This window comes from Crocinitomix catalasitica ATCC 23190 (assembly GCF_000621625.1).
GTDB classification, from domain to species: Bacteria; Bacteroidota; Bacteroidia; order Flavobacteriales_D; family Crocinitomicaceae; genus Crocinitomix; species Crocinitomix catalasitica.
Genome location: NZ_JHXV01000026.1, coordinates 53,966 through 78,582 on the forward strand (window position 1 = coordinate 53,966; position 24,617 = coordinate 78,582).

Annotated in this window: 22 protein-coding genes; 15 read left to right on the forward strand and 7 right to left on the reverse strand. The window is 34.6% G+C overall.

Annotated features, from left to right (window positions below):
• The first annotated feature begins 67 nt into the window (after nucleotides 1-67).
• From T367_RS0114455 to T367_RS0114470, 4 genes are all read left to right on the forward strand, one after another.
• Complete coding sequence (locus T367_RS0114455; protein ID WP_084274440.1) at nucleotides 68-1,096, forward strand: T9SS type A sorting domain-containing protein; 1,029 nt, start codon at nucleotides 68-70, stop codon at nucleotides 1,094-1,096.
• A 210-nt stretch (nucleotides 1,097-1,306) separates the two neighbouring features.
• On the forward strand, nucleotides 1,307-1,867 hold the full coding sequence (locus T367_RS0114460; RefSeq protein ID WP_027420490.1) for an L-threonylcarbamoyladenylate synthase: 561 nt from the start codon (nucleotides 1,307-1,309) through the stop codon (nucleotides 1,865-1,867).
• 1 nt (nucleotide 1,868) lies between these two features.
• On the forward strand, nucleotides 1,869-3,272 hold the full coding sequence (locus T367_RS0114465; RefSeq protein ID WP_027420491.1) for a CCA tRNA nucleotidyltransferase: 1,404 nt from the start codon (nucleotides 1,869-1,871) through the stop codon (nucleotides 3,270-3,272).
• 99 nt (nucleotides 3,273-3,371) lie between these two features.
• The gene (locus T367_RS0114470; RefSeq protein ID WP_027420492.1) at nucleotides 3,372-3,917 is read left to right on the forward strand and encodes a hypothetical protein; all 546 of its coding nucleotides are present in this window, start codon (nucleotides 3,372-3,374) and stop codon (nucleotides 3,915-3,917) included.
• A gap of 8 nt (nucleotides 3,918-3,925) precedes the next feature.
• Here the strand turns inward: T367_RS0114470 and T367_RS0114475 are convergent, their stop codons facing one another.
• The 5 genes from T367_RS0114475 to T367_RS0114495 all read right to left on the reverse strand — a co-directional run bounded on the left by T367_RS0114475 (nucleotide 3,926) and on the right by T367_RS0114495 (nucleotide 9,717).
• On the reverse strand, nucleotides 3,926-5,284 hold the full coding sequence (locus tag T367_RS0114475) for a M20/M25/M40 family metallo-hydrolase (RefSeq protein ID WP_027420493.1): 1,359 nt from the start codon (nucleotides 5,282-5,284) through the stop codon (nucleotides 3,926-3,928).
• 10 nt (nucleotides 5,285-5,294) lie between these two features.
• Nucleotides 5,295-7,190, reverse strand: a complete 1,896-nt coding sequence (locus T367_RS0114480) for a glycosyltransferase family 39 protein (RefSeq protein WP_027420494.1) — start codon at nucleotides 7,188-7,190, stop codon at nucleotides 5,295-5,297.
• The gene (gene rlmB / locus T367_RS0114485; RefSeq protein WP_027420495.1) at nucleotides 7,190-7,948 is read right to left on the reverse strand and encodes a 23S rRNA (guanosine(2251)-2'-O)-methyltransferase RlmB; all 759 of its coding nucleotides are present in this window, start codon (nucleotides 7,946-7,948) and stop codon (nucleotides 7,190-7,192) included. Before rlmB ends, T367_RS0114480 begins: the two co-directional genes overlap by 1 nt.
• Nucleotides 7,949-7,961: 13 nt before the next feature.
• Complete coding sequence (locus tag T367_RS22540; protein WP_072032212.1) at nucleotides 7,962-9,164, reverse strand: MFS transporter; 1,203 nt, start codon at nucleotides 9,162-9,164, stop codon at nucleotides 7,962-7,964.
• 145 nt (nucleotides 9,165-9,309) lie between these two features.
• Nucleotides 9,310-9,717 carry a hypothetical protein gene (locus T367_RS0114495; RefSeq protein WP_157454247.1) on the reverse strand — a complete coding sequence of 136 codons (408 nt, stop codon included), beginning with the start codon at nucleotides 9,715-9,717 and terminating at the stop codon, nucleotides 9,310-9,312.
• 436 nt (nucleotides 9,718-10,153) lie between these two features.
• On the opposite strand from T367_RS0114495, the gene T367_RS0114500 reads away from it, so the two are divergent.
• The 9 genes from T367_RS0114500 (at nucleotide 10,154) to T367_RS24090 (ending at nucleotide 22,030) form a co-directional block, all read left to right on the forward strand.
• On the forward strand, nucleotides 10,154-12,862 hold the full coding sequence (locus tag T367_RS0114500; protein ID WP_027420497.1) for a T9SS C-terminal target domain-containing protein: 2,709 nt from the start codon (nucleotides 10,154-10,156) through the stop codon (nucleotides 12,860-12,862).
• A 154-nt stretch (nucleotides 12,863-13,016) separates the two neighbouring features.
• On the forward strand, nucleotides 13,017-16,058 hold the full coding sequence (locus T367_RS0114505; protein WP_027420498.1) for a T9SS C-terminal target domain-containing protein: 3,042 nt from the start codon (nucleotides 13,017-13,019) through the stop codon (nucleotides 16,056-16,058).
• A 185-nt stretch (nucleotides 16,059-16,243) separates the two neighbouring features.
• Nucleotides 16,244-17,275 (forward strand): oxygen-dependent tRNA uridine(34) hydroxylase TrhO, encoded by a 1,032-nt coding sequence (gene trhO, locus T367_RS0114510; protein ID WP_027420499.1) that lies wholly within the window; start codon nucleotides 16,244-16,246, stop codon nucleotides 17,273-17,275.
• 141 nt (nucleotides 17,276-17,416) lie between these two features.
• Nucleotides 17,417-18,346 carry a 1,2-phenylacetyl-CoA epoxidase subunit PaaA gene (paaA, locus tag T367_RS0114515; RefSeq protein WP_027420500.1) on the forward strand — a complete coding sequence of 310 codons (930 nt, stop codon included), beginning with the start codon at nucleotides 17,417-17,419 and terminating at the stop codon, nucleotides 18,344-18,346.
• Between the two features lie 16 nt (nucleotides 18,347-18,362).
• On the forward strand, nucleotides 18,363-18,647 hold the full coding sequence (paaB, locus tag T367_RS0114520) for a 1,2-phenylacetyl-CoA epoxidase subunit PaaB (protein WP_027420501.1): 285 nt from the start codon (nucleotides 18,363-18,365) through the stop codon (nucleotides 18,645-18,647).
• 9 nt (nucleotides 18,648-18,656) lie between these two features.
• The gene (paaC, locus tag T367_RS0114525) at nucleotides 18,657-19,409 is read left to right on the forward strand and encodes a 1,2-phenylacetyl-CoA epoxidase subunit PaaC (RefSeq protein ID WP_027420502.1); all 753 of its coding nucleotides are present in this window, start codon (nucleotides 18,657-18,659) and stop codon (nucleotides 19,407-19,409) included.
• A gap of 34 nt (nucleotides 19,410-19,443) precedes the next feature.
• Nucleotides 19,444-19,920, forward strand: a complete 477-nt coding sequence (gene paaD / locus T367_RS0114530; protein ID WP_027420503.1) for a 1,2-phenylacetyl-CoA epoxidase subunit PaaD — start codon at nucleotides 19,444-19,446, stop codon at nucleotides 19,918-19,920.
• A 420-nt stretch (nucleotides 19,921-20,340) separates the two neighbouring features.
• Nucleotides 20,341-21,354 (forward strand): UDP-N-acetylmuramate dehydrogenase, encoded by a 1,014-nt coding sequence (murB, locus tag T367_RS0114535; RefSeq protein WP_027420504.1) that lies wholly within the window; start codon nucleotides 20,341-20,343, stop codon nucleotides 21,352-21,354.
• Nucleotides 21,355-21,406: 52 nt separating this feature from the next.
• Nucleotides 21,407-22,030 (forward strand): WG repeat-containing protein, encoded by a 624-nt coding sequence (locus T367_RS24090; protein WP_051568573.1) that lies wholly within the window; start codon nucleotides 21,407-21,409, stop codon nucleotides 22,028-22,030.
• A gap of 14 nt (nucleotides 22,031-22,044) precedes the next feature.
• Here the strand turns inward: T367_RS24090 and T367_RS0114545 are convergent, their stop codons facing one another.
• Together T367_RS0114545 and T367_RS22550 are read right to left on the reverse strand one after the other, a co-directional pair.
• Nucleotides 22,045-22,455: a hypothetical protein gene (locus T367_RS0114545; protein ID WP_027420505.1), complete on the reverse strand. Its 411-nt coding sequence runs from the start codon at nucleotides 22,453-22,455 to the stop codon at nucleotides 22,045-22,047.
• Between the two features lie 84 nt (nucleotides 22,456-22,539).
• Nucleotides 22,540-23,208, reverse strand: coding sequence for a DUF2461 domain-containing protein (locus T367_RS22550; RefSeq protein ID WP_051568574.1), 669 nt, complete (start codon nucleotides 23,206-23,208; stop codon nucleotides 22,540-22,542).
• A gap of 313 nt (nucleotides 23,209-23,521) precedes the next feature.
• Here T367_RS22550 and T367_RS0114555 point away from each other — a divergent pair, with 313 nt between their 5' ends.
• Nucleotides 23,522-23,998: a hypothetical protein gene (locus tag T367_RS0114555; RefSeq protein WP_027420506.1), complete on the forward strand. Its 477-nt coding sequence runs from the start codon at nucleotides 23,522-23,524 to the stop codon at nucleotides 23,996-23,998.
• Nucleotides 23,999-24,003: 5 nt separating this feature from the next.
• Entirely contained in the window at nucleotides 24,004-24,414 is a 411-nt protein-coding gene (locus tag T367_RS0114560) for a hotdog fold thioesterase (RefSeq protein WP_027420507.1), read from the forward strand.
• Nucleotides 24,415-24,617 lie beyond the last annotated feature (203 nt).

Here is a 24,617-nt window from a genome sequence, read left to right on the forward strand (position 1 = left end):
TTCGTTGTAAAAGTTGTATCTTCGTGATACTCAAAAATATTGATTTAACAAAAATAATACGAAAATTATGAAAACACCTTTACTTTTGCTTGGAATTTGTTTTGGCTTGAGCAGTATGGCTCAGTCTTATGATATTGATGACACTCTTTCAACTGGTGACATGAACACTTATTATGTTTTAGATAGTAATGCCGTAAATCTTGCTGCAGTTGTTGGAACTGGTGTTACTTGGGATTACAGCACTATTGGAGCTGTGGATACTGAGGCTAATGATAATAATATTATAGACAGATCGGCAAGTGATTTCGACACGTATTATCCAGATGCTAATTATTGTGAATTATTTGAAAATAGTGTTTATACATTTTTCTCAAATGATGACGTTGAAGAAGAAGTAATTGTATACGGTTTCGTTTTTCAAGAAATTGAAAATGATTTTATCATTGCCTATGATGTAGATCCACTTGTTTCAGCAAAATTCCCAATGGATTTTGGTGTTTCTTATACTGACGATTTAGAAGGTAGAGCTATTCTTCCTTTAGCTGGTGAAGTTGATATAACTGGAGATGCAAGTGTAAACGTAGATGGAACAGGAACATTAATTGTTGGTGACGTAACTTATACTGATGTTGTTAGAGTTCATACAGTTGAAGAATCAGAAGGGTTTGTAGTTGTTTTTGGTGTTACTATTACAATTACACGTGATTCTTATGTTTATTATGCTGAAGGTTCTGACATGCCTGTATTCATATATGCAAAAGTAGATGCTGCTTTAGGTGTTGCTGGAGACTTTGGATTTACTGCCGTTTATAGTAATAATGAAATTACTGAAGGTGCTGGAATAGCTGAATATGCTGAACAAGGTGTTGCGCTTTCTATCTATCCTAACCCTTCTAACACAGGTAACTTAACTGTAAATACTGAATTTGGTACTGAGCAATTAATCGTTCGCAACAGTGTTGGTCAAATCGTTAATACATTAAATAACCCTACAGAAATTGTTAAACTAAATTTGAATTCTTATGAAAATGGAATTTATTTTATCGAAGCAATAAAAGAAGGAAAGACTTCAACAATGAAGTTTGTAAAGAACTAAATAGTTTTAATATTGATTCATAAAGACCATTCTAATTAAATTTAGAGTGGTCTTTTTTTTATTAAAATTCGGTAACTACACCTCAAAATCTTTACCTTATCAAAGAAAATTAGAAGCAGCTGTAAGCATTTGATCTAATTCAATACAGGTTATTGCTATAAATTTTAATTTTCTATCCTTAAATTAATGACGAATAGCTATTTTTGCTGAGTGAAAGAAGTCATTGAAAAAGCCGCAGAGATCATTCAATCAGGAGGTGTTATCCTATATCCAACAGATACAATTTGGGGATTGGGTTGCGACCCTAGAAATGAAAAAGCCGTTCAAAAAATTTGTGAGATTAAAAAGAGAACGGCTGATAAAAGCCTTATTGTACTCGTTCCAAACGAAGCACTCTTGCAGCGATACGTAAAAGAAATTCCTGAAGTTTGTTATGACTTGATTGATTTTGCAACTGAGCCGCTAACAATTGTATACCCTAAAGGTCAATTTGTAGCCCCACAAGTATTGGGTCCGGATGGTAGTATTGCTATTCGATTAACCAAAAATGACTTTTGCAAAAAGCTTATGTTTAAAACTAAGTCCGGTTTAATCTCCACTTCAGCTAATATTTCTAATGTAAGATACCCAGGTGATTTTGAAAATTTAAGCGATGATATTAAAAATAATGTTGATTATATAGTAAATTTACCTCTCGAAAACAAAAATTTTAAACCATCGCAAATTATTAAAATTGGCAGCAACGGTGAAGTTGCCATAATCCGAAAATAAATTGAATTTAAAAACGCATCTTTCCCACACTATTTTTTCGACAGTTTCTGAAGTATCGAAATCAAAAGGTATATCGTCTTTTGTTATTGGTGGCTTCGTACGTGATCTAATTCTTAAACGGCCTTCAAATGATATTGATATTGTTGTTTTAGGAGATGGTTTGGAAATGGCTGAATTAGTTGCAAAAAAATTAGGAGTAAGAAATGTTGCGTATTATAAAAATTACGGAACCGCTGCTTTCACTTATAACGATTTAGAAATCGAATTTGTTGGGGCTCGTAAAGAATCTTATCAGACCGAATCGCGTAAGCCTATTGTTGAAAATGGTCGTTTACAAGATGATCAAAACAGAAGAGATTTCACAATTAATGCACTTGCAATTAGCCTAAATACAAGTAGCTTTGGAGAATTACTTGATCCGTTTAACGGAATAGATGATTTGAAGAATAAAATTATTCGAACACCTCTCGATCCTGATCAAACTTATTCTGATGATCCACTTAGAATGTTGAGAGCAATTAGATTTGCAAGTCAACTGAATTTCAGAATAGAAAAAAATTCATTTGAATCGATAACAAATAATGTAAAGCGCTTAAGAATTATTTCTCAAGAACGTATCACTACTGAACTCAATAAAATTATCGCTTCCAAAGTCCCTTCTAAAGGATTTAAATTACTGTTTGATTCTAAACTTTTACATGAATTTTTCCCGGAAATGGTTGATTTGCATGGAGTAGAAATCATCAATAATATGGGACATAAAGATAATTTTTATCATACCCTTGAAGTGCTTGACAATATCTCTGAAAATACAGATGATTTATGGCTGAGATGGGCCGCAATTATGCATGATATTGCCAAACCTCGAACAAAAAGGTTTACGCCAAAAATTGGATGGAGTTTTCATGGGCATGAAGATGTTGGTGCTAGAATGACGGCCGGTATTTTCAAACGAATGAAATTGCCACTTGATCATAAAATGAAATATGTTCAAAAACTCGTTCGCTTGCACCTAAGGCCAATTGCACTTGTCAACGGTAATGTAACAGATACCGCTATCCGTAGATTGCTTTTTGAGGCCGGTGATGATGTGGACGACTTAATGACGCTTTGCAACGCTGACATCACTTCAAAGAATGAATTTAAAGTACAAAAGTTTAGAAAAAATTTCCAAAAGGTCAGAACTAAACTTAAAGAAGTTGAAGAGAAAGACAATATTCGTAATTTTCAACCTCCTATTTCAGGTGAAGAAATTATGTCGACTTTTAAACTTGAGCCTTGTAAAACTGTGGGTATCATAAAAAACGAAATAAAAGAAGCCATTCTTGATGGTAAAATTCGAAATAATTATGATGAGGCCTATACGTATATGTTCGAACAAGCTAAGATTCTAGGCATAGAATAAGCGGTAGTCTCAACTTTCATTTGTGGAAAACTAAAATGAACACGGGGTTATCCAAGCCAATTTATCGGCTACTTTCGTAGTCAGAAAAGACACCCTCTTATGCTTGGACGACTTATAAAAAGAAAACTCAATTCAAATACATTAGCCAATGTCTTTGTCAATGCAATTATAGAGGCTACGGATCAAGGCTACGAAGAAGTTACGCAACTCATTTTAACAGATGCAGCTTTTATAACCGAACCGACAATTAAACCAGGGTCAAATGATCAGTTTTTATTTATCGTTCTAGTTGGTAATTTGCGATTTTTAGATCAACACTTCAATCCTGTTGAAGCGAAAGAGATACGCCAACATATCATTCAGAAATTTGCCAATATTTACGAAATGAATGAATATGATTTTGAGAAAATGATCGGTGAATTAGATCAATTCGTTTCTCGCGTAAATCATCCATCAAAAAACACTCTTTACGGCATGTCTAAAGCCGTATTCCATAAGTTTAATTTGAACGATCACCAAGAAGATTATTTCAAATCACTCACGACTCCTAACCCTCTATTTCTTAAAAGAATGGATGAAATTTTGAATAATTTTATTTGGGATTGGGACGTATTCTTTAAAAAATACCGTTTAAATATTGACTAATCCGTCAATTAAAGATTTCTGTCCATCAAATAAAGCATTGCTCCCATAGCTGCTGCACCTAATGCTAATTCCCTTTGGTGAACGGTTTCAAATACATCTGCAGCTGAATGATGAAAATCAAAATATGCTTGTGAATTAACATTCAACCCTAACTGAATCATCGTTGGGAAATATTGTCTTAATGGACCTATATCAACCCCACCGTATCCATGGTTAAACTTCAATAAATCATAAGGCTTTAGATCCCCAGTGATCTCTCTAATAAATTCCAATTGCTCATCAGAGCCTACAACATCAAATCCCATCGGCAAAAAACCTCCTCTATCCGTTTCAATCGCACAAATATGTTCTTCACTATTCTCAACCGCGATTTCAGCATAGCTTTTTCCACCAAAATTACCATTCTCCTCGTTCATAAATAAAACGCATCTCAATGTGTGATTCGGACGATAACCTAATTTTTTCAAGATTCTAAAAGCTTCAATACATTGCACAACGCCTGCGCCATCATCATGCGCTCCCTCTCCAACATCCCAAGAATCTAAATGCGCTCCGATAGTTATAATTTTATCGTCTTCGCTTCCTTTAAATTCTGCAATTACATTATAAGATGTCACATCAGCAAAGGTTTTACAATCCATCTCCATACGTAAGGTAACTTTTCCTTTAGTCAACCATTCCACTAAATCATCAGCATCATTAGGACTAATTGCTGCGCCTGGAATTTGAATTACACCATCTTCATAATGCATAGATCCTGTATGAGGATGACCATCTGTATTACTCGCTAAAGATCGGATTACGACAGCTTTTGCGTTTTTCTTTGATGCTTCACTTGTTCCTGCCCATCTTTGATCAACACATGCGCCATAGGCTTTAAACATATTGATCATCTTCTGATCGAATGGCCGATTAAAAAAGACTATTTTTCCGTCTACTTCCTGATCAGATAATTGATTTAATTCTTCTATTGATTCAACTTTAATTACTTCTCCTTCTATTAAACCTCCTGTCCCAACAGACCCTCCTAAAGCCAACATGTCAAGCTTTGATATTTTCTGCTCCGCATTGATTATCCAACCCGCCTCTTTTGTTCCTCGCTCCCAATGTGGTACCTTTATTTCTTGAAGGTAAACATTGTCAAAAGCATAAGATTCGAGTAGATTTTCAGCCCACTCAATTGCCATGGCTGCCTCAGCCGAACCCGTTAATCGCGCACCAATATCTTTACATAAAACACGTAAATTATTATAAGCTTCTCCTTTTACTAAGGCCTCATTATAAATCTTTTTTACAAAAGTCGAATCTTCATTTGCATAACCAATATTGAGAATAAGTAACAGTAAAAAGAAAACATTCAACTTCATATTTTTATATTTAATTCCAATTATTCTTGACAAGATAGACTTTAATATTTTCTATTTCAACATTTAAACCATTCCTATTCCACAAACTCAATTTAAGTTCATCGGTTTGTTTAAAAATTGGTTCAACCATAAATACAAAAATACCTTGCTTAGATTTATTAGTTAATAAGGCCGGCTCTAAATCAAATCCTTTCCAATAATTCTCTCCATTAAATTGGACAACTGCACCTCCTCTATTAGCAGAAAATGCCGCAGTCAACTGCCCTTCAGATTCTATATCCGCTTCAACAACCACCTTTATATAATAATCCGAAATTGAAGGTATATCTGTTAACTTAAAAACATACTCAGGCCCATAAATTACATCATCAGCTAAAAGATAAACCAATGCTCCTTCTTGATTTGTTTTTACATTCCCTTTATCAAAAACCCAATTCCCTCTTAAATCTCCACTTAATGAAAATTCTGCCAATAAATTTTGTTCCGTATTTGACGCACCCTTACCCAGCAAGAAGATGGCCGAATTATTAAATACATAACCCGCAATGATATTTGGATAAAACTCCTTCACAGTTTCATACAATTGCGGCAAAGTATGCCTTGCTGAATAACCTACAACACAATAATCTTCGTCTATATTTAATAACGCTTTTCGTATGGCCGGAACATCACCATAATCCAAAGCCGTCCAATCAAAATCGATATGTTCACCTCTTTGTTCTGCATAAAAATTCAAATAACTACCGTTACTTGTATTTACAATTTTATAAATATTGTCACTCCCATAGGTTTTCTCCCAATCAATAATAATATCTGAAGTCTCTTTAAAAAGACCAAAATGGTTATTGCCGTATAATTGTTTTTCGAAAACAGTGGATAAAATTATACCGGTAAATAATACAACTAACACAATATTAAAAGATGGAATTCGTCTAATAAACTTTGCTATCACCAAGAATAAAAAGGGCAAGACAAATAGCATTACTGGAAATTTTAGGACCGGCGTTACAATATAAGAAAGCAGAAATCCAATTAGAAAGGTGAGCATAAATATTGCAATTGGAATAAATTCTTGCCTGTTTTGAATTGATTCGACTGCTTTTTTATTGTATAATCCTATAATTAGCAATACAATCACTAAACCTAAAACCCACCAAGAGGAATTGAAAACGTGAAAAATAAATTCGAAGAACCAACTGTATCCCGGAGGAGCGAGCCATTGTAATCCACCTACATTTAAATGGTAAATTGTAATTGGAATGTGCGGAATAAACAAAATTATTCCGATAACAGAACCGAGTATATAATACTTATAATTCGTCCTATTGATATAAAACAAACCAATCACTCCAATTGAAGCAACAACTATAAATTGAAAATAATGGACATACATACTCGCCACAAAACACAATCCTAAAACTATTGCATTTAACAACTTCTTCTCTTGATTAAAAAGTACCTTCTGCCAGAAATAAACAGTAAGTAATGTCAATAATAGTCCTATACTATACGGCCTGGCAAATTCTGAATTTAGAATGGGAAAATAAAGAAAAGCTAAAAAGCCCGAAGCTATTATTGCTGTTCTTTTATCGAACCATCGATTGCCCAATAAATAAAGTAACCAAATTGATAATGAGCCGAACACTACAAATGGAAATCGCAAAAATCCTTCACTGGTTCCAAAAACACTCGACCATCCTTTAAGAAAAACTTGCACACCTGCCGGATGCATATCTCCAACTTTGACGCCTTGCTCAAAAAAATCTTCTCCTGAAAAAAGTTCTAATCGAGTAATGGCACTTAACTCATCACTCGAATAAGAATGTATAATTGAAATAGAAAAACGCAATATAAATCCTATCGCGATAATTAAAATAATGGCTATATTCTTTCGAACAAAATCCACTATTCAAGATTCCTTTGACGGGTAACTTCGTATAACATAATTCCAGCCGAAACAGATACATTTAAAGAATCAATAGTTCCAACCATTGGAATTTTTGCCTTGATATCAGAATCTGCTAAAATTTTCATACTTACACCATTCTCCTCAGAACCCATAACTACAGCTAAAGGAACGGTTAAGTCAGCTTCATAAACTAATTTATCAGTTTTTTCCGTACTCGATAAAATCTGAACACCACTTTCTCGTAGATAATGAATAGTAGAATTAAGGTCAGCAACTTTACATACCGGTATTTTATTCAACGCTCCTGCTGAAGTTTTTATAGCATCCCCTGTTACAGAAACACTGTCCTTATCGGGAATAATTATTGCATGAACACCTGTACATTCCGCTGATCTTGCAATCGCTCCAAAATTCCTTACATCTGTAATTCTATCAAGAATTAAAAACAAAGGAACTTCACCTAATTCGTACAATTGATCCAATATTGGTGCAATTTCTTGATAATGAATAGGAGATACATGCGCGATCACGCCTTGGTGATTTTTTCGCGTCATACGATTCAATTTGTGAATCGGTACAAATTGTAAATTATATTTCTTATCAGCCAACTCTTCTTTTAATTCTTTGAAAAGATCTTTTTGCATCCCTCGCTGAATCAATATCTTATTAATTGGTCGTTCTGCTCTAATTGCCTCAATAACTGCACGAACACCAAAGATTATATCTTCTTCTTCGTTACTATAATTTCTATCCATACTACAAAAATACTTAATTCAACAGATTTGTTTTCACATTTCGGGTAACATATAAATAAAAAATACCCAAAACACACATTATTGACATAAAAATAAATAAACTTAACACCATATTATGGTCATTATTATAAATGATTTGGGTGCATAAAGCTCCAAATGCTATTCCTAATTCTAAGGCGATAAACATTGTCGCCATACCTCTTCCTTTGAATTCCTTTAATGCTAAATCAGCTGTCCAAGCAAACAAGGCAGGCGAACAAATACTGGCAGCAATACCAAAAATAATTGAACTTAATAGAAATTGAAAAACAGTGGTAGACGTTCCTGTAACAATCGCACCAACAATCATCAATGAAAGCCCTAAGTATAAATTTTTCCTTGCACCAAATAAATCATAAAATCTACCTGAAAGAATTCGCGTAATAATCATAAAAACGACATTCACTAAATAGAACAACCCTTTATTCTGCATACCCAAATTTTCACTAATATCTGGAACAATCATCATGTAAATACCCGAACACATCGCTGTCACAAACATTATTAATGATGGTTGAATGACCTCAGGAGCGATAATTTCGTTTAATCTTGGAATAATACGCTTGTAAACGGGAACGCGAACAGGCCCTACATTAATCTTCTCTTCCTTTGCTTTTAATAAAAACAATAAGGATAAAATCCCCATAATACCTGAGGCATAAAACAATCCATCCGTTCCGAAAGCTATTTTAATAGGACTGCCAATTGCTTGACCAAGACTGAATCCAATACTAACGGTCACGCCAAAAATACCCATTGCTTCTCCCCTTTTCCCTTTTGGCACAACATCCGCAATTAATGCCGTTGCTCCTGTTGGATGAAACCCCGTACTGAAACCATGCAAAAATCTTAGGATTAAAAATCCTCCTACTGTAATAAAAAAAGGATATAGAAATGAGATAATAACACTTACAAAAACGCCAAAATACATTACAGACTTTCGACTAATACTGTCGGCAATTTTACCGCTAAATGGTCTTGCTATTGCAGCTGCAATGGTCCATAACCCAAGAATCATCCATTTTTTATCCGCGCCCCCAAGATCTGTTAAGTAGGCATTCATCTCGGGCAAGAGCAAATTAAAACTCATGATAAACAAAAGTACATTCAAACACATTAGCCAAAAGGACTTGGAATAAGATTTGAGAGATTGAAAATACGTTTTAGCAAATTGCATCCGCAAAAGTAGTTGATTTTTTCAACGGATTAATTTTTAATCTCAAAAGTTAAAAGCAACTCCTAATTAAGGTGTAATTCATTATGCAGAACAAAAAAACTCCATAAAATCAAGTTTATGGAGTTTCTGTTTTACTGTAAAAGGCTTATTTTTTATGTCCTCCTTTTTTGTCTGCCATTTTCTTCTTGTGCATTTCTTCCTTTTCAGCTAAAAGTGTTTTTTGCTCGGCCGTAAGCACACTATTGATTGCCGCTCTATTTGCATCTCTTTCTGCTTTTGATTTTTCTTTAAGTGTTTTCATTTCTGAACGTATTTGTTCCATCTCTCTAAAATGAGCCAAATTTGCCTCACGTACACTTGCTTCTTGCTTCGAATCAAGCCCTAAATCTGTAACTAATTTATCCGTCCGTTTGTTCGCTTTCTCTTCTGCACTTAATTTTTTATGTTGCTCTGCTTGCTTTGCTTTCACATTCTCCTGTGATCCTTGTGCATATGAAGTATTAAACGCAAACATTATTGCCATTATTCCGAATCCTAAAATTGATTTTTTCATGTTCTTTATTTTTTTAGTTATACTTATTAGACAGTGTTTTTAAAAAAAGGATTAATTGGTTAGCAGCTTTTTAAACATTTAAACACTAGCTATAACGAATTCTATGGCCCTATTAAATTAATTAACAATAAAGAATAACATCTTGAATGGCTATGCACTTTATGCTCAATGTCATTATTCTTGCTACCATGTCCTATGAGGGTTCAACAGGGTGAAAACAGCAAACGGTTGCTAACAATATTTCATGCTTTATTTGACACGTTTTATATAAAAATATACGATCCTTGAGATAAATGCAACATTTAAAATCAATCTTTCGTTTTAATAAAAAACGGCTTAACAAATAAGAATTATTCTTTTTATTGGTGAAAATCTTATCTTTGTTGTATCTCACCTAAATCGATTTAGGTGATTTTATTAAACGCATATGAATTGTATGAAAAATTTACTCATTTTACTGACAGTTTTCTGTTATTCACTTTCGGGAAATTCACAGATGATATTGGATGGCTCTGCTACCGGTGATTGTGACTGTTACGACATTACAACAACTACCTCACAAGCAGGAAGTATTTGGAGTCCTTCTACGATTGACTTAACCCTACCTTTCGATTTAAATTTCGTGGTTAACTTAGGTTCATTAGATGGCAGTGGTGCCGATGGAATGGTCTTCGCATTGCGTAAAACAGGCACCTTTTCGGGAGGAGTTGGATCATTATTAGGATATGGTGGTATTGACAATTCAATTGGTGTTGAAATTGACACATGGCAAAGTGGCGCAGAAGTAGCCGATGGTGAAATTGCCGACGATCATATAGGACTTCATTCTAATGGTGTCGTTGACCACAATTTGGTATCAGCAATTTCTATCGGAAATATCGAAGATGGACGTGACCATGATTTTAGAGTGACTTGGGATCCAGGTACAAATGAATTGGTAGTTTACCTTGACGGAACTTTGATATTCACTTATACTGATGACTTGGTTGCCTCAATTTTTGGAGGTGATCCTGATGTATATTTTGGGTGGACTGGCGCAACAGGTGGTTCATGGAATTTACAAACAGTTTGTATGATTAGAGACATAGAAGTCAATCTTGATCCAGTACACCCTTGTGCTGGCGTACCAATTGATTTTAACAATTCTTCGACTGGTAGTATTACCATTGACGGTGTCCCGTACACTGATTATTTTTGGGAATTTGATGATGGTTTTACCTCTACTGACGAAAATGTTTCGCGTACCTACCCTACTAATGGTTCATACTCGTTCGATTTAACCGTGACTGACTTTACGGGATGTTCGTATACAGAAACGATTGATTTTGAAGTTGCCGATTTAGATCCATTTATGGATGGCTCTGGTGTTTCATGTTTCGGCGGCAATGACGGTATAGCTTATGCATTTATTCCTGGTGGTGACGATTACACATATTTATGGGATGATGAGGATGCACAAACTACATGGACAGCTGTTGATTTATCGGCAGGAACTTATACTGTTATTGTTGAAGATGAATTTGGTTGTTCTGGTACAGGTGAAATTACCATCGAAGAAGAAGACGAAATTATTTTTGAAGAATTAACTGTAATAGACGCAAGTTGTAATGAAAGCGATGGATCAATTAGAATTCGTGTGAGCGGTGGAGATTCTCCTTATAGTTATAGTATCAACGGCGGTGGTACATTTTCAGGTGTAACTTTTTACGAAGACCTTGCAGGTGGTGAATATGAAATTGTTATTGTAGATGACAACGATTGTGAAATAAGAAGAACTGTTGAAGTGAATTCTTCAGGACTTACATCTGAATTAATATTTAATACACCCACTTGTCATGGTTTCTCTGATGGATCCATTATTGTTGATATCGAAGCGACAGAAGTAGACTTAATTTTCATCATTACGGATGCAGATGGAACGGTACTAAATATAGATAATAGTAATGCTGCTAATAGTTTAAAAGGAGGATGGTATTATTATACCGTAGATGATGGAACAGATTGTATCATCGAAGATTCCATATTCCTAACCCAACCTGAAGAACTTGATGTTGATCTTACTGTTGTAAACCCTTTGTGCTATGGAGACAAGACAGGTTATGCAGTTGCTGAAGAAGTCTATAATGCGACCGGAGATCCTGATTTAATTACTTATAATTGGAGTCCAATTGGATTAAGCGGATTAGGTGTCGATTCTGCATGGGCGCTTGGCGCTGGCGAACACATTCTTACAATCAATGATGAAAATGGATGTGATAAATCCTTTACATTTGAAGTAAAACAACCTGACTCGTTGAACTTTGTTGAATTAGCAGCAGACCCAGCATATTGTAGATTGTATAATTACCAAAACGGAAATGGTGTTGTTAAGGCTGCTGTTGCCGGTGGTGTTCCTGATTTTGATTATGCTTGGACGAATCTTGAAACTGGTGAAGGTGTTGGTAATTCTACCTGGGGAGGATTAAATCCAGGTCGTTATCAAATTGTAGCAACAGACAACAATGGTTGTACTATTACAGAAATCATTACTGTTGATTCATTGAATCCTAGAGCAAATTTTGAGATCACATCTGACCAATTTACAAGTAACTACGAAGGCACAGCAAATATTGATGCACACTTTGTTAATTTATCTGAAAACTTTGCCAATCCAAACAACCCTTTGGCAGACACGACTTTCTTTTGGAATTTTGATTTCGACAATATTACCCACGTAATTAGTCATGATTTATTTGAAACTTTTGATACTACTTATGAAGTTCGTGGACAATCTTACGACATCGAAGTTTGTTTAACAGCATTTAATAAAAACGGCTGCTCAAATACTTTATGTAAAACCATTAATGTTTACGAACCTATTTCACTTGAAAACGTCAATGTTTTCACACCAAATGGTGATGGTATCAATGACCTCTTTACGTTTAAAAATCATGCCACTTCAATTTCTGAATTCAACTGTGTTATTGTTGATCGATGGGGTGTAATTAAAACCGAGTTGAATGATATTTCAGAAAGTTGGGACGGAACGGATATGAACGGTTCAATTTGTACAAACGGAGTCTACTTCTATAAATATAATGCCGTATCAAATAACGGTACTGAAATTAACGGACAAGGCAATGTCACCATAATCGATATTAAATAATTAACGAATACTACAATAATCGTTAAATAATATCTGAGTAGAAATTTGTTTTATTACAAAATACTGACAATTCTATTTTATTTGTAAATTGTATCATGATATACCCTATTGAATTCAAATCAATCAATAGGGTATATCTTATAAACAATTTATTATGAAACAAAAGATATACTCTTTTTTAAGTCTGCTAGTACTGACTTTAATTACATTTTTTACCAATACCACTTATGCACAATGTACAATTGAAGGACTAGATCCTGTTTATTGTGAGGGTGATTTACCTGTTGAAATTTCTGGAGATCCTTTGGGTGGATTCTTCACTGGTCCAGGAATTGATGGTTCTACTTTCGACCCTTCAGCTGCTGGCGTTGGAACACACACCATCACTTATGAAATTCCTGAAGGTGGAACAGGTGATAAATATTACATCAAGTCCAATACAAGTGTTGGTCCTTGGGGAAATACGCAAAACAACGAAGCGATGGACTTGGCATTTGGCGTTGGTGAATGGACTTTAGAAAATTTTCAAACACTCGACTTTGCTTCAGTTTTTTCTCCGACCACTGGATTTATTTTCATGGATGGAAGTGATAGCCATGCGTCTGAATTACAAACTTTTCTTATCGCTAATTTACCTGCTATCGAGACATGGGTTTTTAACGGCGGTAGACTCCTGCTTAATTCAGCTCCGAACGAAGGTGGAAATATTGATTTCGGATTTGATGGATCTGAAATGGTTTATGTAGGTGGCGGTTTATCTGATACCGTTTTTGTTATTGACTTATCACACCCTGCCTATTTAGGCCCCAATTTACCAACAAGTCCTTGGATGCAAGGAAACTGGTATACGCATTCTAAAATTACAGGCACAGGCTTTACTGATATTTTAGAAGATCATGACGATCCAGCAATTCTTGGCTTAAGAGAAAAAGCTTGGGGAGCTGGTCAGGTTATGATGGGAGGTATGACTACTCACGGTTACCACAACCCAGATCCACATGCCGGTAATTGGCGTTCAAACCTATTTTTCTATTTATACAATATGGGAGGCGATGCAGAATGTGAAGTGACACAAGAAGTTGAAGTTGTCCCTTCTCCAGATGTAACAATCACGGTCTCTGAAGATGAAATTTGTGATGGAGAAAGTGTGATTTTTACCGCGAGTGGCGCTGATGATTATACATGGAATTTAGATGATATTGTAGAAGGCACACCTTATTTTCCAAGTGCGGGAACAACACAAGTTATTTTATCTGGATTTAGTGAAGATTTAGGATGTGGTAGTAGAGATACTGTTGATGTTATTGTTAATGTTCTTCCCGTAGCGAACGCAAGTACTGAAGAAGAATCTTATTGTGAAGGTGATGATGTAGTTTTTACTAATTTATCTACACTTGCTGACGTTTCAGGTATGACTTACCATTGGGATTTTGGTGATGGCGATGAGTCTACCGATATCACTCCTAGTCATGCATATGACGGACACGGAACATTTACGGTTACTTTGACGGTTACTTCTGGAAACGGTTGTGTAGATACCTATACTTTCGATGTTAATGTATACGACCTGCCAGAACCAGAAATCGAGTTTATTGTAGCAGGCGTTTCTTCAGAGGAAGGCGGCCTTGGTGGTTGTGTTGAGAACGAAGTACAATTCAATAGCATGACTTTTATTGCTGATCCTGAAACTATTCGTTCATATTCATGGTATTTTGACGACGGCGATATAAGCACCGAAGAAAATCCAACACATACTTATGACGAAGCAGGTACTTATACTGTTTTCTTAACAACAATTTCTGAAAATGGTTGTATTAGTACTACCTCAATAGATATTGTAATGATTGACGGATTATATCTCGATTTTGTAATTAATCCACCAAGTTGTTATGGATTTAGTGACGGCTCTATTATCGTTAATGTTGAAGACGAAACAGGGGATATTCTATTTGATATAACAGATGCCGACGGTGTAACGAAAAATATCGATAATTCTAATGCTGCCAATTCTTTAACCGGTGGTTGGTATTATATTAATGTAAGTGATGGAACAGCTTGTAGTGGTGAAGACTCTATCTTTTTGGCCCAACCAGAACAAATAGATGCGGATATCACTTATCAAAGTCCAAAATGTTATGGTGATGCATTAGGATGGGTTAAAGTAAATGAAGTATTTAATGCTACTGGTGATTTAGATAATATTTCTTATATCTGGGCACCAGACCCATCAGGCGTTGGTAATAGTGATTCGACTTATGCACTTGGAGCTGGTGAATACGTTTTAACAATTAATGATGACAATGGATGTTCAAACGACTTTCCTTTCGTAATCACGGAACCAGATTCACTTACTTTTGTCGAGTTTGGTTATACTCCTGCATATTGTCGATTATATAACTATCAAAACGGAAATGGTACTGTATATGGATCTGCTTCAGGTGGCATAGCTGATTATACTTATTTATGGACACATATTGAAACTGGAGAAACTGATAACCGTTCAACTTGGGGTAGTAGAAATCCAGGAACATATACTTTAACAGCGACTGATAATAATGGTTGTACGCTATCAAGAACAATTGTTGTAGATTCATTAAATCCTAGAGCAAATTTTGAAATGACATCTGAACAATTCACAACTAATTATAAAGGAACAGCTGACATTGATGTGCACTTCGTAAATAATTCCCTGAATTTTGCAAATCCTATAAACCCATTTGCTGATACTACTTTTTTCTGGAATTTTGATAGCCCACAAGGTGGATGGATATTAAGTGAAGACTACGATGAGACTTTTGATACATCTTATATGGCAAGAGGTGGTTCTTATGATATTGAAGTTTGTTTAGTTGCTTTAAATAAAAATGGCTGTACAGACACATTATGTAAAACCATCAACATATTTGAACCTTTACAATTAGATGCTGTCAATGTTTTCACACCGAATAATGACGGTGCTAACGATATTTTCACTTTTAAATACAAATCAAATTCTATCTCAGAGTTTTATTGTGTTATCATTGATAGATGGGGCATAAAAATTTCTGAAATACTTGATATTGATGAAGGTTGGGACGGGACAGATAGAAATGGATCTGAAAGTAAAGATGGAGTATACTTCTATCGATACGAAGCAAAAACAGACAATGGAACTGAAATCGTCGGACAAGGTAATGTGACATTATTACGGAACTAATAACCTTTAATCAAGTTTTTAAAAGGGGCGGAATTTTCGAATTTCGCCCCTTTTCTTTTATAAACTTAATTCATCCTTTAATCCTAAACCGAATATAAATCATATGACTAAAGTCACTTTTTCTGTCAAGGATTTTTACTTACCTTTGCATTGCAAAATTCATTAGAACTTAAATTATTTATAGCATGCAACTGTACAATAAATTGAGTGCTGACGAAAGAGCTGCTCTGATTGATCAGGCAGGTGAAGATCGTTTAACGATATCTTTTTATCAGTACCACCAAATTAAAAATGTAGAAATCTTTAGAAATCATCTCTTCATTCAATGGAATGATTTGGATGTTCTAGGTCGAATCTACGTCGCTCACGAAGGCATTAACGCCCAACTTTCTGTTCCAGCGAAAAAATTTACAGATTTTAAAAATCACTTAGACGGTATTTCATTTCTTAATAATGTCCGTTTAAACATCGCTATTGAACAAGACAATAAGTCTTTCTTAAAGTTGAAAGTCAAAATTCGAGAGAAAATTGTGGCTGACGGTTTAAATGACGATACTTTTGACGTTACTAATATTGGTGTTCATTTACGTGCAAACGAATTCAATGAAATAATCAATAAAGAGGATACGATATTAATCGATATGCGAAATCATTACGAGAGTGAAATTGGTCATTTTATAAATGCCCAAACGCCAGATGTTGATACTTTCCGTGATTCATTGCCGATTATTACTGAAAACATTAAAGGTCACGAAGAAGATAAAAATATTGTGATGTATTGTACAGGCGGAATTCGTTGCGAAAAAGCTAGCGCATACTTTAAACATAAAGGCTTTAAGAATGTTTACCAATTAGAAGGTGGAATCATTGAATATACGCGACAGGTTAATGCTGAGAATATTGAAAATAAATTCATTGGTAAAAACTTTGTCTTCGATCACCGAAAAAGTGAACGCATAAGTGACGATGTCATTTCTCAATGTCATCAATGCGGTGAACCATCCGATACACATGAAAACTGTGCAAACCAAGCTTGTCATTTACTTTTCATTCAATGTGAAAAATGCAAAGCTAAAATGGACAATTGCTGCTCTGATGAATGTAAAGAAATTTACCAATTGCCTTTAGAGGTGCAAAAAGAAATGCGGAAAGGTAAAATTGAAAGCAATAAAATCTTTAAAAAAGGCCGATCAGAAGTCCTTAAATTTAAAAAGTAATTGATTTTTTGATCACCAAACCAAAACAACCGTTTTTTTGAGGAATAATCCTCATTTAAAAAACGTATCTTTGTATCAAAGGTATAGCAAATTTTACTGCTGTATTTATGGAGAGGAAGTTTATTTTTTTACAAACCGAACATGGAAAAATTTGAAGCAGCATTCAACGCAATCATAGAGCAAGACTTAAAAGTTGAGCCGAGAGATTGGATGCCAGAAAAATATAGAAAACAATTAATCAGACAAGTATCTCAACATGCGCATTCTGAAATTATTGGAATGCAGCCTGAAGGAAACTGGTTATTACGTGCGCCTTCGCTTAGAGCGAAACAAGTACTCTTAGCTAAAATTCAAGATGAAGCAGGACACGGTTTATACCTTTATAGTGTTGCTGAAACTTTGGGTATTACACGCGCTGAAATGATTGAGCAATTGCATAAACAAGAAGCTAAATACTCTAGTATCTTTAACTACCCTACATTGACATGGGCAGATATGGGAGCTGTAGGTTGGCTTGTAGATGGCGCAGCTATTGTAAATCAAGTGTCATTACAACGTACATCTTACGGACCATACGCAAGAAGTATGGTAAGGATTTGTATGGAAGAAAGTTTTCACCAACGTCAAGGTTATGAGATAATGGTGCAAATGTCTTTTGGTACACCGGAACAAAAAGAAATGGCACAAGATGCATTGAATAGATTCTGGGAACCAGCATTAATGATGTTTGGTCCACATGATGCTGAATCTGCACATTCAAGCCAATCAATGGAATGGAAAATAAAACGTGAATCAAATGATCATTTAAGACAAAGATTCATCGACAGAACTGTTCCTCAAGCTGAATATTTAGGATTAACTATTCCAGATACCAAAATAAAACTGAATAAAGAAACCGGGCATTATGATCATGGTGAATTTAATTGGGACGAGTTTTGGAATGTAATTAATGGAAATGGACCTTGTAATCAAGAAAGATTAGATCATCATAAAAAAGCACATTACGACAATGAGTGGGTGCGCGAAGCAGCAAGTGCTTACGCAGCCAAAACAGAATCAAGTGTAGCTTAATAAAAATATAATACGAATGGAATCAGGAGATAAAGTGTGGGAAGTATTTATCCAAAAAAAACCAGGATTAGCTTTTAAACATGTAGGTAATTGCCATGCCTATGACAAGAAAATGGCAATACAAAATGCAAGAGAATTATATACAAGAAGAAGTGAAGGCAGAGCAATCTGGGTCGTTCCTTCTGATCAAATCGTTTCTGTACCTTTAGATGATGCAGATGCATTCTTTGATCCAGCAGATGACAAAGTTTACCGTCACTCTACTTTTTATAAAATCCCAAGCGGGGTGAAACATTTATAAATCTATTGCATGAATTTTACATTTGAATCTAATGAATCAAAATTCTTATTGAGAATTGCTGATACTTCGCTTATTTTAGCACAAAGACTTGCTGAAATGTGTAGCAAAGGGCCTTTCTTAGAAGAAGATATTGCACTTTCAAATACTTCACTCGATCTTTTTGGTCGTGCTGAAGAATTATACAAAATTATCTGTCGCATCGAAAACGATAAATTCGAACCAGATGAATTAGTATATAAAAGAAACGAACGTCAGTTTTATAATCTGAAATTAGTTGAACAACCGAATGAAGATTTTGCTTGGGTTATTGTACGTCAGTTTTTACACGATGTATACGCTAAGGAAGTTTTTACAGAATTACTTAAGTCTGAAAATTCAGAAGTAGTAGGACTGTCTCAAAAGGTTTTAAAAGAAATTAAATACAGCCATCTTCATGCTAAGGACTGGATCGAAAGACTAGGCTTAGGTACAGAAGAGAGTAATTCTCGTACGCAAAGTGCGGTGAATCACATCTTAAAATACATTGAAGAAATCTTTAATTTTGATGATATTGATAAAACATATTTATCAAATACAGCCGAAATTGAAAGTAAATGGAACGCTGAAATAAATGCAGTTTTCGCAGCTTATAACATCACTCGAATTGAAGTTCCGCCATTATCTATGAGAGATTATAGAGATGGATTTCACAGTGAGTATATGGGTCCACTTTTAAGTGTGATGCAATACTTGCCACGTGCCTACCCTGATGCGAAATGGTAGGCTGCATTTTTTAATGCTTTGACACAATATTATTATGGTTTTGGATCGAGATACAAATATTCACCCTGAAATTTGGGAGCTTTTGAATGAGGTTCCCGATCCAGAAATACCTGCTATAAACTTAGTTGAACTAGGTGTAATTAGAACAGTAGAAAGAACTGACGACGGAACCATTTATATCGTTATCACTCCTACCTATACTGGCTGTCCAGCAAAACAGTTATTTAAGGATTTAATCCTCGAAAAGCTAGCTGAATATGGACACCATAAAGTAGAAATAACCTCTCGTCTTAATCCTGCTTGGACGACTGACTGGATGAGTGATGCAACGAAAGAGAAGTTATTGAAAATAGGCATCTCCCCTCCTTCTGTTGGAGATAGAGTTATTGTTTGCCCGCAATGTAAATCGACTGACACTAAATTATTGAGCCCATTTGGGTCTGTTGCTTGTCAATCTATGTATTCATGTAATACCTGTAAAGAGCCTTTCAGTTATTTTAAATGTCATTAAGCAACAAGAATTGATGACTTGATTGAGGTTTGTTTTTTACAATAGATTTTAGCGAATCCCCTCAAATTAAATCTGCGCTAATCTGAGTTGTATCTTTCTTCACCACGCATGCTCACGGATTTCCTCAATTTAAATCTGTGCTAATCTGCGCTATCTGTGGTGTATCTTTTTTATCACCTCGAACTTCCTCAGAAAGCTAAAAATAATAAAACATAACAAGTTGTAAAACAAGCCTTTTATTGTATTGAAATACGATGATATCATTTTCTGTAATTTATCAATGAGCAACAATATTAGATGACTTGTTCAACGTTTTAATCTTAATAAAAACCATTCTACTACAATTTTTAACTTGAAGAAGTTTATACTTTTGTAAGCATAGATAAATGGTATTTATTACCGCAACAATTAAGTCTTTTCATGATTCAAGAAAATATTGACCTACAACCATATAACACATTCGGATTGGCCGTTAAAGCAAAATATTTTGCAGCGTTCAAAACGATTGAGGCCCTCAAATTATTAATTGATACAACCGAATTCAAATCGAATGATTCACTTGTATTAGGTGGTGGAAGTAATATGCTTTTAACACAAGATTTTGATGGCCTAGTACTTAAAAATGAATTACACGGAATTGATATTGTTAAGGAGGATAAGGAATTTGTTTGGGTAAAAGCGAATGCTGGTGAAACTTGGCACAATTTCGTAATGTATGCCATTGCCAATAATTATGGTGGAATTGAAAACTTATCGCTAATTCCAGGAAGTGTTGGTGCTGCTCCTATGCAAAACATTGGTGCATATGGCGTAGAAATTAAGGATGTTTTTGAAGAATTAGAAGCACTGGAGATTTCTAGCAAGTCTATCAAGACTTTTAAGCATAGCGATTGTGATTTCGGTTACCGTGAAAGCGTTTTTAAGCGCGATTTAAAGGGGCAATTCATTATTCTGAACATAAGCCTGAAATTGACCAAAAATCATGTACTCAACACAAGTTATGGCGCAATAGAAAATAAGTTGAAAGAATGCAGTATTGCTATTCCTACAATTAAGGACGTGAGTGATGCCGTTATTTCCATTCGACAAGAAAAATTACCCAATCCAGCGGAAATTGGAAATTCAGGTAGTTTCTTTAAAAACCCCGTGATTGAAAAGGTTCAATTTGATGCATTATTCGAAAAGTATCCCAATATTGCTTCATATAAATTGAATGATAACGCATTTAAGCTAGCCGCAGGTTGGCTCATTGAACAAGCCGGTTGGAAAGGTAAAACTATTGACAATTACGGTGTGCATAAAAATCAAGCCTTGGTACTGGTCAATTATGGTGGCGCTAATGGATCAGATATTTTCCAACTATCAGAAGACATATTGGAATCAGTTCATGAAAAATTCGGTGTTCAACTGGAGCGTGAGGTGAATATTATTTAGTCAGAGCAAAGATTATAGAGTAAAGAAAAAAGAAGGACTGGAATTTAGAGTTATGTTGAAAAAAACGAAACAAATTTTAACCGTTTTAACATTGGCTTGCAACTTCGGATGTAATTGTTCATCGAATAGCTTAAGTGGATTATCTAGTAATAACATTCAAGTCGATAGAGAATATGCCTCTATAATTTTATCAAATGGTGAGGATAGATTAAAGATGATCACATATGATTCAAATCCTAAGTTTGGTTCTAAGTGTGGATTTGTAAATTCTTTCGGTGACACTGTTATTAATTTTGGAAAGTACGAAGTATTTGACACCGTCAATTTTCAATCATATGCAATTGTTAAAGGAGAGAATGGAATTCATGGAATTAATAGAAACGGTCAAATAATGTTTGACGCATACCTTTACGGTGATTTCCAATTGGATGAATTTAGTGATGGACTGTTAAGAGTAGAAAGAAATGGCAAAATTGGATTTATTAATAAAAAAGGAGAAATTGTAATTCAGTGCCAATTTGAATGTGCTGAAAATTTCGAAAATGGACAAGCCAAAGTTGCACTTGAATGCAACTATAATTCTACTATCATGAATCAAGTTGAAATGAAAAGTAACAATTGGTATTTCATTAATAAAAAAGGAAACAAAATAAAGACACCAAAACACAGTCTTTGAATAACAATGTTAGCTTACAGATGAATATCCTCCGCAGCGGATTTTGTGAATACCTTATTAATTAGCCAGATAATTGTCCAAATTAGTAACCCCAAAAATACATTAGTCAAAATAAGTCCTAGATATTGAGTTTCAATGTAAATAATCCAATCATTTTTTCCAGTTATGATAAAGAAAAAAACTGACAAAAAAGATGTAAGAATGGCGTAGATAATTTTTGCATTTACTTGCCTGTTTTTAATAAAAAAAAACGAAAATAAAGAATGAGAAAGAAATATACCAAATATAAAACCATATTTAGCAGCGTCCTTAAAATCAAGTAACTTTTCAGAAAAAACAATACCGGAAACAGCAGGTATTAAGAATAATAAAACCAATAAAATTATAATTCTTAAATATCTATTAAATTTAATTTTTTTAATCATTTTTCATTCCTTAGAGTGTAAATTAAACTCTCACCTCATCTTTCCTAACAACTATTATCTATTTCCATAACAACTAACAACTCCCTAAAAATCCATTGCTTCTGCGAAATAATCCATTAAAGGTTTATTGACTAGATATACCTCAACAGTTTTTTCTAATAAATCATCGCCTAGAACAAGATTCACATCTAATTCGGTGTACCAATAGAATTGTTTTTTGAAAAGGATGGGTGTAGTTTTTGCCGCATCTTTGAATGGTGGTTTTAGGATCTTATTTTCCTCTCCCCTAATCTCACCGAAGATCTTTTCAAAAGCTTTATTTTCTGTTAATTCCTTAAGTTTCTCTGGATCTTCAAAAATTCGTTCTCGAATTGAAAGCAACTGTTCTTTATCCGGCATATAAACACCTCCATAAATTCTAAAACTCTCCGGACCGATTTCATAATATAAACCTGGAAATGCTTTATCCTTCCTCCCATTTGGTGAAATGATTGCAGAGCGATTTAATTTATAGGGCGTTTTATCCTTTGAAAAACGAATATCGCGATTGATTCTAAATATCGCATCCTTATAAGTGATATCTATTTTCGGGTCAATTTTATGAACCTCACTAATGAGATCTGTAGTAAAAACCTCGAATGCTTTTTTAATATTTTGCTCATATCGCTTCCGATTGATATCAAACCAATCCTTATTATTATTCGCTGCTAACTCCTTAAAAAAATCCAAATAGTCCTTCGAAAAATACTTCATGCTTTGCTGATACTTAATACTTATTAAAAATCTTAACCTAAAGCTAGGTATTTTATTGCGGCATTATTAGATTGAAAGGAAAATAATTTATCAAAAAAAAGGATAGATTAAAGTCAAAGAAGTGCATAACATAAATTTTATGAAGTTGAATTTTAAATTCTTACCCTGGTTCATCCTACGGCACTGTAGTAACAACTATTCGCTAAAAAACTATTTCCTCTAAACTATTATCTATTATCTATACTTTTTCCTTTCTTCTTTTGTCTTTTCTCTTTTCTTATCCTAACTTTGGCAAAACACGAAATAAATAAAAATGAGTCAAGTTAGTATTGAGAGTATAGAAGCGGCAATAAAAAAAATTGATGGATTGAATGAAGATGGACTGGATAAATTAATTGAAGCCTTTACCTTAACCCAACAAGATCTTGTCAACTACATTCTTCAAGCGGGGTTAGAGTATGAGAATGAAGACTTGAATGTCTTTGCTATCTATTACTTCGCAATAATTATGGAAGCTTTCACACAAGAAGGTGTAGCATTAAAAGTAATTGACGAAGATGCAATTGAAGCGTTCCAAGAACCATTTTTATTGGCTTTAGATGCCATTCATCAAGATGAAGAGTACGAAGCAATGCGAGATTTGGTACAACAACATAATTTAATGCAATTTATGTTAGCTGAAATCGAATCAGAAGATGAAGACGGTGAAATGTTATCTGAGGAAACACAAACACAATTATTTATTGTTAGTGCTGGAATGATTGGTCTTTTGCACGAAGCATCAAAATAATCGAAATGCTCGAGCCGCAAGAAATTGTTGATAAAATGATGTTGACAGACCGCATGAGTCAATGGCTCGGTCTGGAAATAAAATCTTATACACCCGGCAATGTAATTGTAGAAATGACCGTTCGCCAAGAAATGGTGAATGGTTTTGAAATTGCACATGGCGGCATCACTTATTCTCTTGCCGATAGTGTTTTGGCTTTTTCTTCGAATGCACATGGCTTGCAGGCCGTCTCAATTGAGACTTCAATTTCTCACTTAAAACCTGTTCATGTTGGCGACCGCCTTACATCAAATTCTACCGAAATTTCTCTCACCAAACGCATTGGTGTTTACCATATTGAAATTTTTAACCAAGAGAAATTAATGGTTGCCACTTTTAAGGGAACTATTTATCGGTCTGGTAAAGAATGGGAATAGGTTCCAAATCAAGTCCTTTAGACTTATCCTTTTTTCAGTTATACAATACGCTTCGCAACAGAATCCTGCCTATTGCATTTGTGTTCGATATTACAGGGTGGATATGTGACCCATACAGGGTCATGACATCACTTGAGCAGTCATGTTTTTAGGGATTTACGACCCCTACAGGGTCGCTCATAACTAACCTCAAATGTGGAACA

Coding starts and splice junctions, on each gene's coding strand:
- rlmB (WP_027420495.1), bottom strand. CDS start 7,948: ATGGATAGAAATTATAGTAACGAAGAAGAAGATATAATCTTTGGTGTT.
- T367_RS24090 (WP_051568573.1), top strand. CDS start 21,407: ATGTTGAAAAAAACGAAACAAATTTTAACCGTTTTAACATTGGCTTGC.
- T367_RS0114500 (WP_027420497.1), top strand. CDS start 10,154: ATGAAAAATTTACTCATTTTACTGACAGTTTTCTGTTATTCACTTTCG.
- T367_RS22540 (WP_072032212.1), bottom strand. CDS start 9,164: ATGCAATTTGCTAAAACGTATTTTCAATCTCTCAAATCTTATTCCAAG.
- paaD (WP_027420503.1), top strand. CDS start 19,444: ATGGTTTTGGATCGAGATACAAATATTCACCCTGAAATTTGGGAGCTT.
- murB (WP_027420504.1), top strand. CDS start 20,341: ATGATTCAAGAAAATATTGACCTACAACCATATAACACATTCGGATTG.
- paaC (WP_027420502.1), top strand. CDS start 18,657: ATGAATTTTACATTTGAATCTAATGAATCAAAATTCTTATTGAGAATT.
- T367_RS0114470 (WP_027420492.1), top strand. CDS start 3,372: ATGCTTGGACGACTTATAAAAAGAAAACTCAATTCAAATACATTAGCC.
- T367_RS0114545 (WP_027420505.1), bottom strand. CDS start 22,455: ATGATTAAAAAAATTAAATTTAATAGATATTTAAGAATTATAATTTTA.
- T367_RS0114455 (WP_084274440.1), top strand. CDS start 68: ATGAAAACACCTTTACTTTTGCTTGGAATTTGTTTTGGCTTGAGCAGT.
- T367_RS0114555 (WP_027420506.1), top strand. CDS start 23,522: ATGAGTCAAGTTAGTATTGAGAGTATAGAAGCGGCAATAAAAAAAATT.
- paaB (WP_027420501.1), top strand. CDS start 18,363: ATGGAATCAGGAGATAAAGTGTGGGAAGTATTTATCCAAAAAAAACCA.
- T367_RS0114505 (WP_027420498.1), top strand. CDS start 13,017: ATGAAACAAAAGATATACTCTTTTTTAAGTCTGCTAGTACTGACTTTA.
- T367_RS0114495 (WP_157454247.1), bottom strand. CDS start 9,717: ATGAAAAAATCAATTTTAGGATTCGGAATAATGGCAATAATGTTTGCG.
- paaA (WP_027420500.1), top strand. CDS start 17,417: ATGGAAAAATTTGAAGCAGCATTCAACGCAATCATAGAGCAAGACTTA.
- T367_RS0114475 (WP_027420493.1), bottom strand. CDS start 5,284: ATGAAGTTGAATGTTTTCTTTTTACTGTTACTTATTCTCAATATTGGT.
- T367_RS22550 (WP_051568574.1), bottom strand. CDS start 23,208: ATGAAGTATTTTTCGAAGGACTATTTGGATTTTTTTAAGGAGTTAGCA.
- T367_RS0114560 (WP_027420507.1), top strand. CDS start 24,004: ATGCTCGAGCCGCAAGAAATTGTTGATAAAATGATGTTGACAGACCGC.
- trhO (WP_027420499.1), top strand. CDS start 16,244: ATGCAACTGTACAATAAATTGAGTGCTGACGAAAGAGCTGCTCTGATT.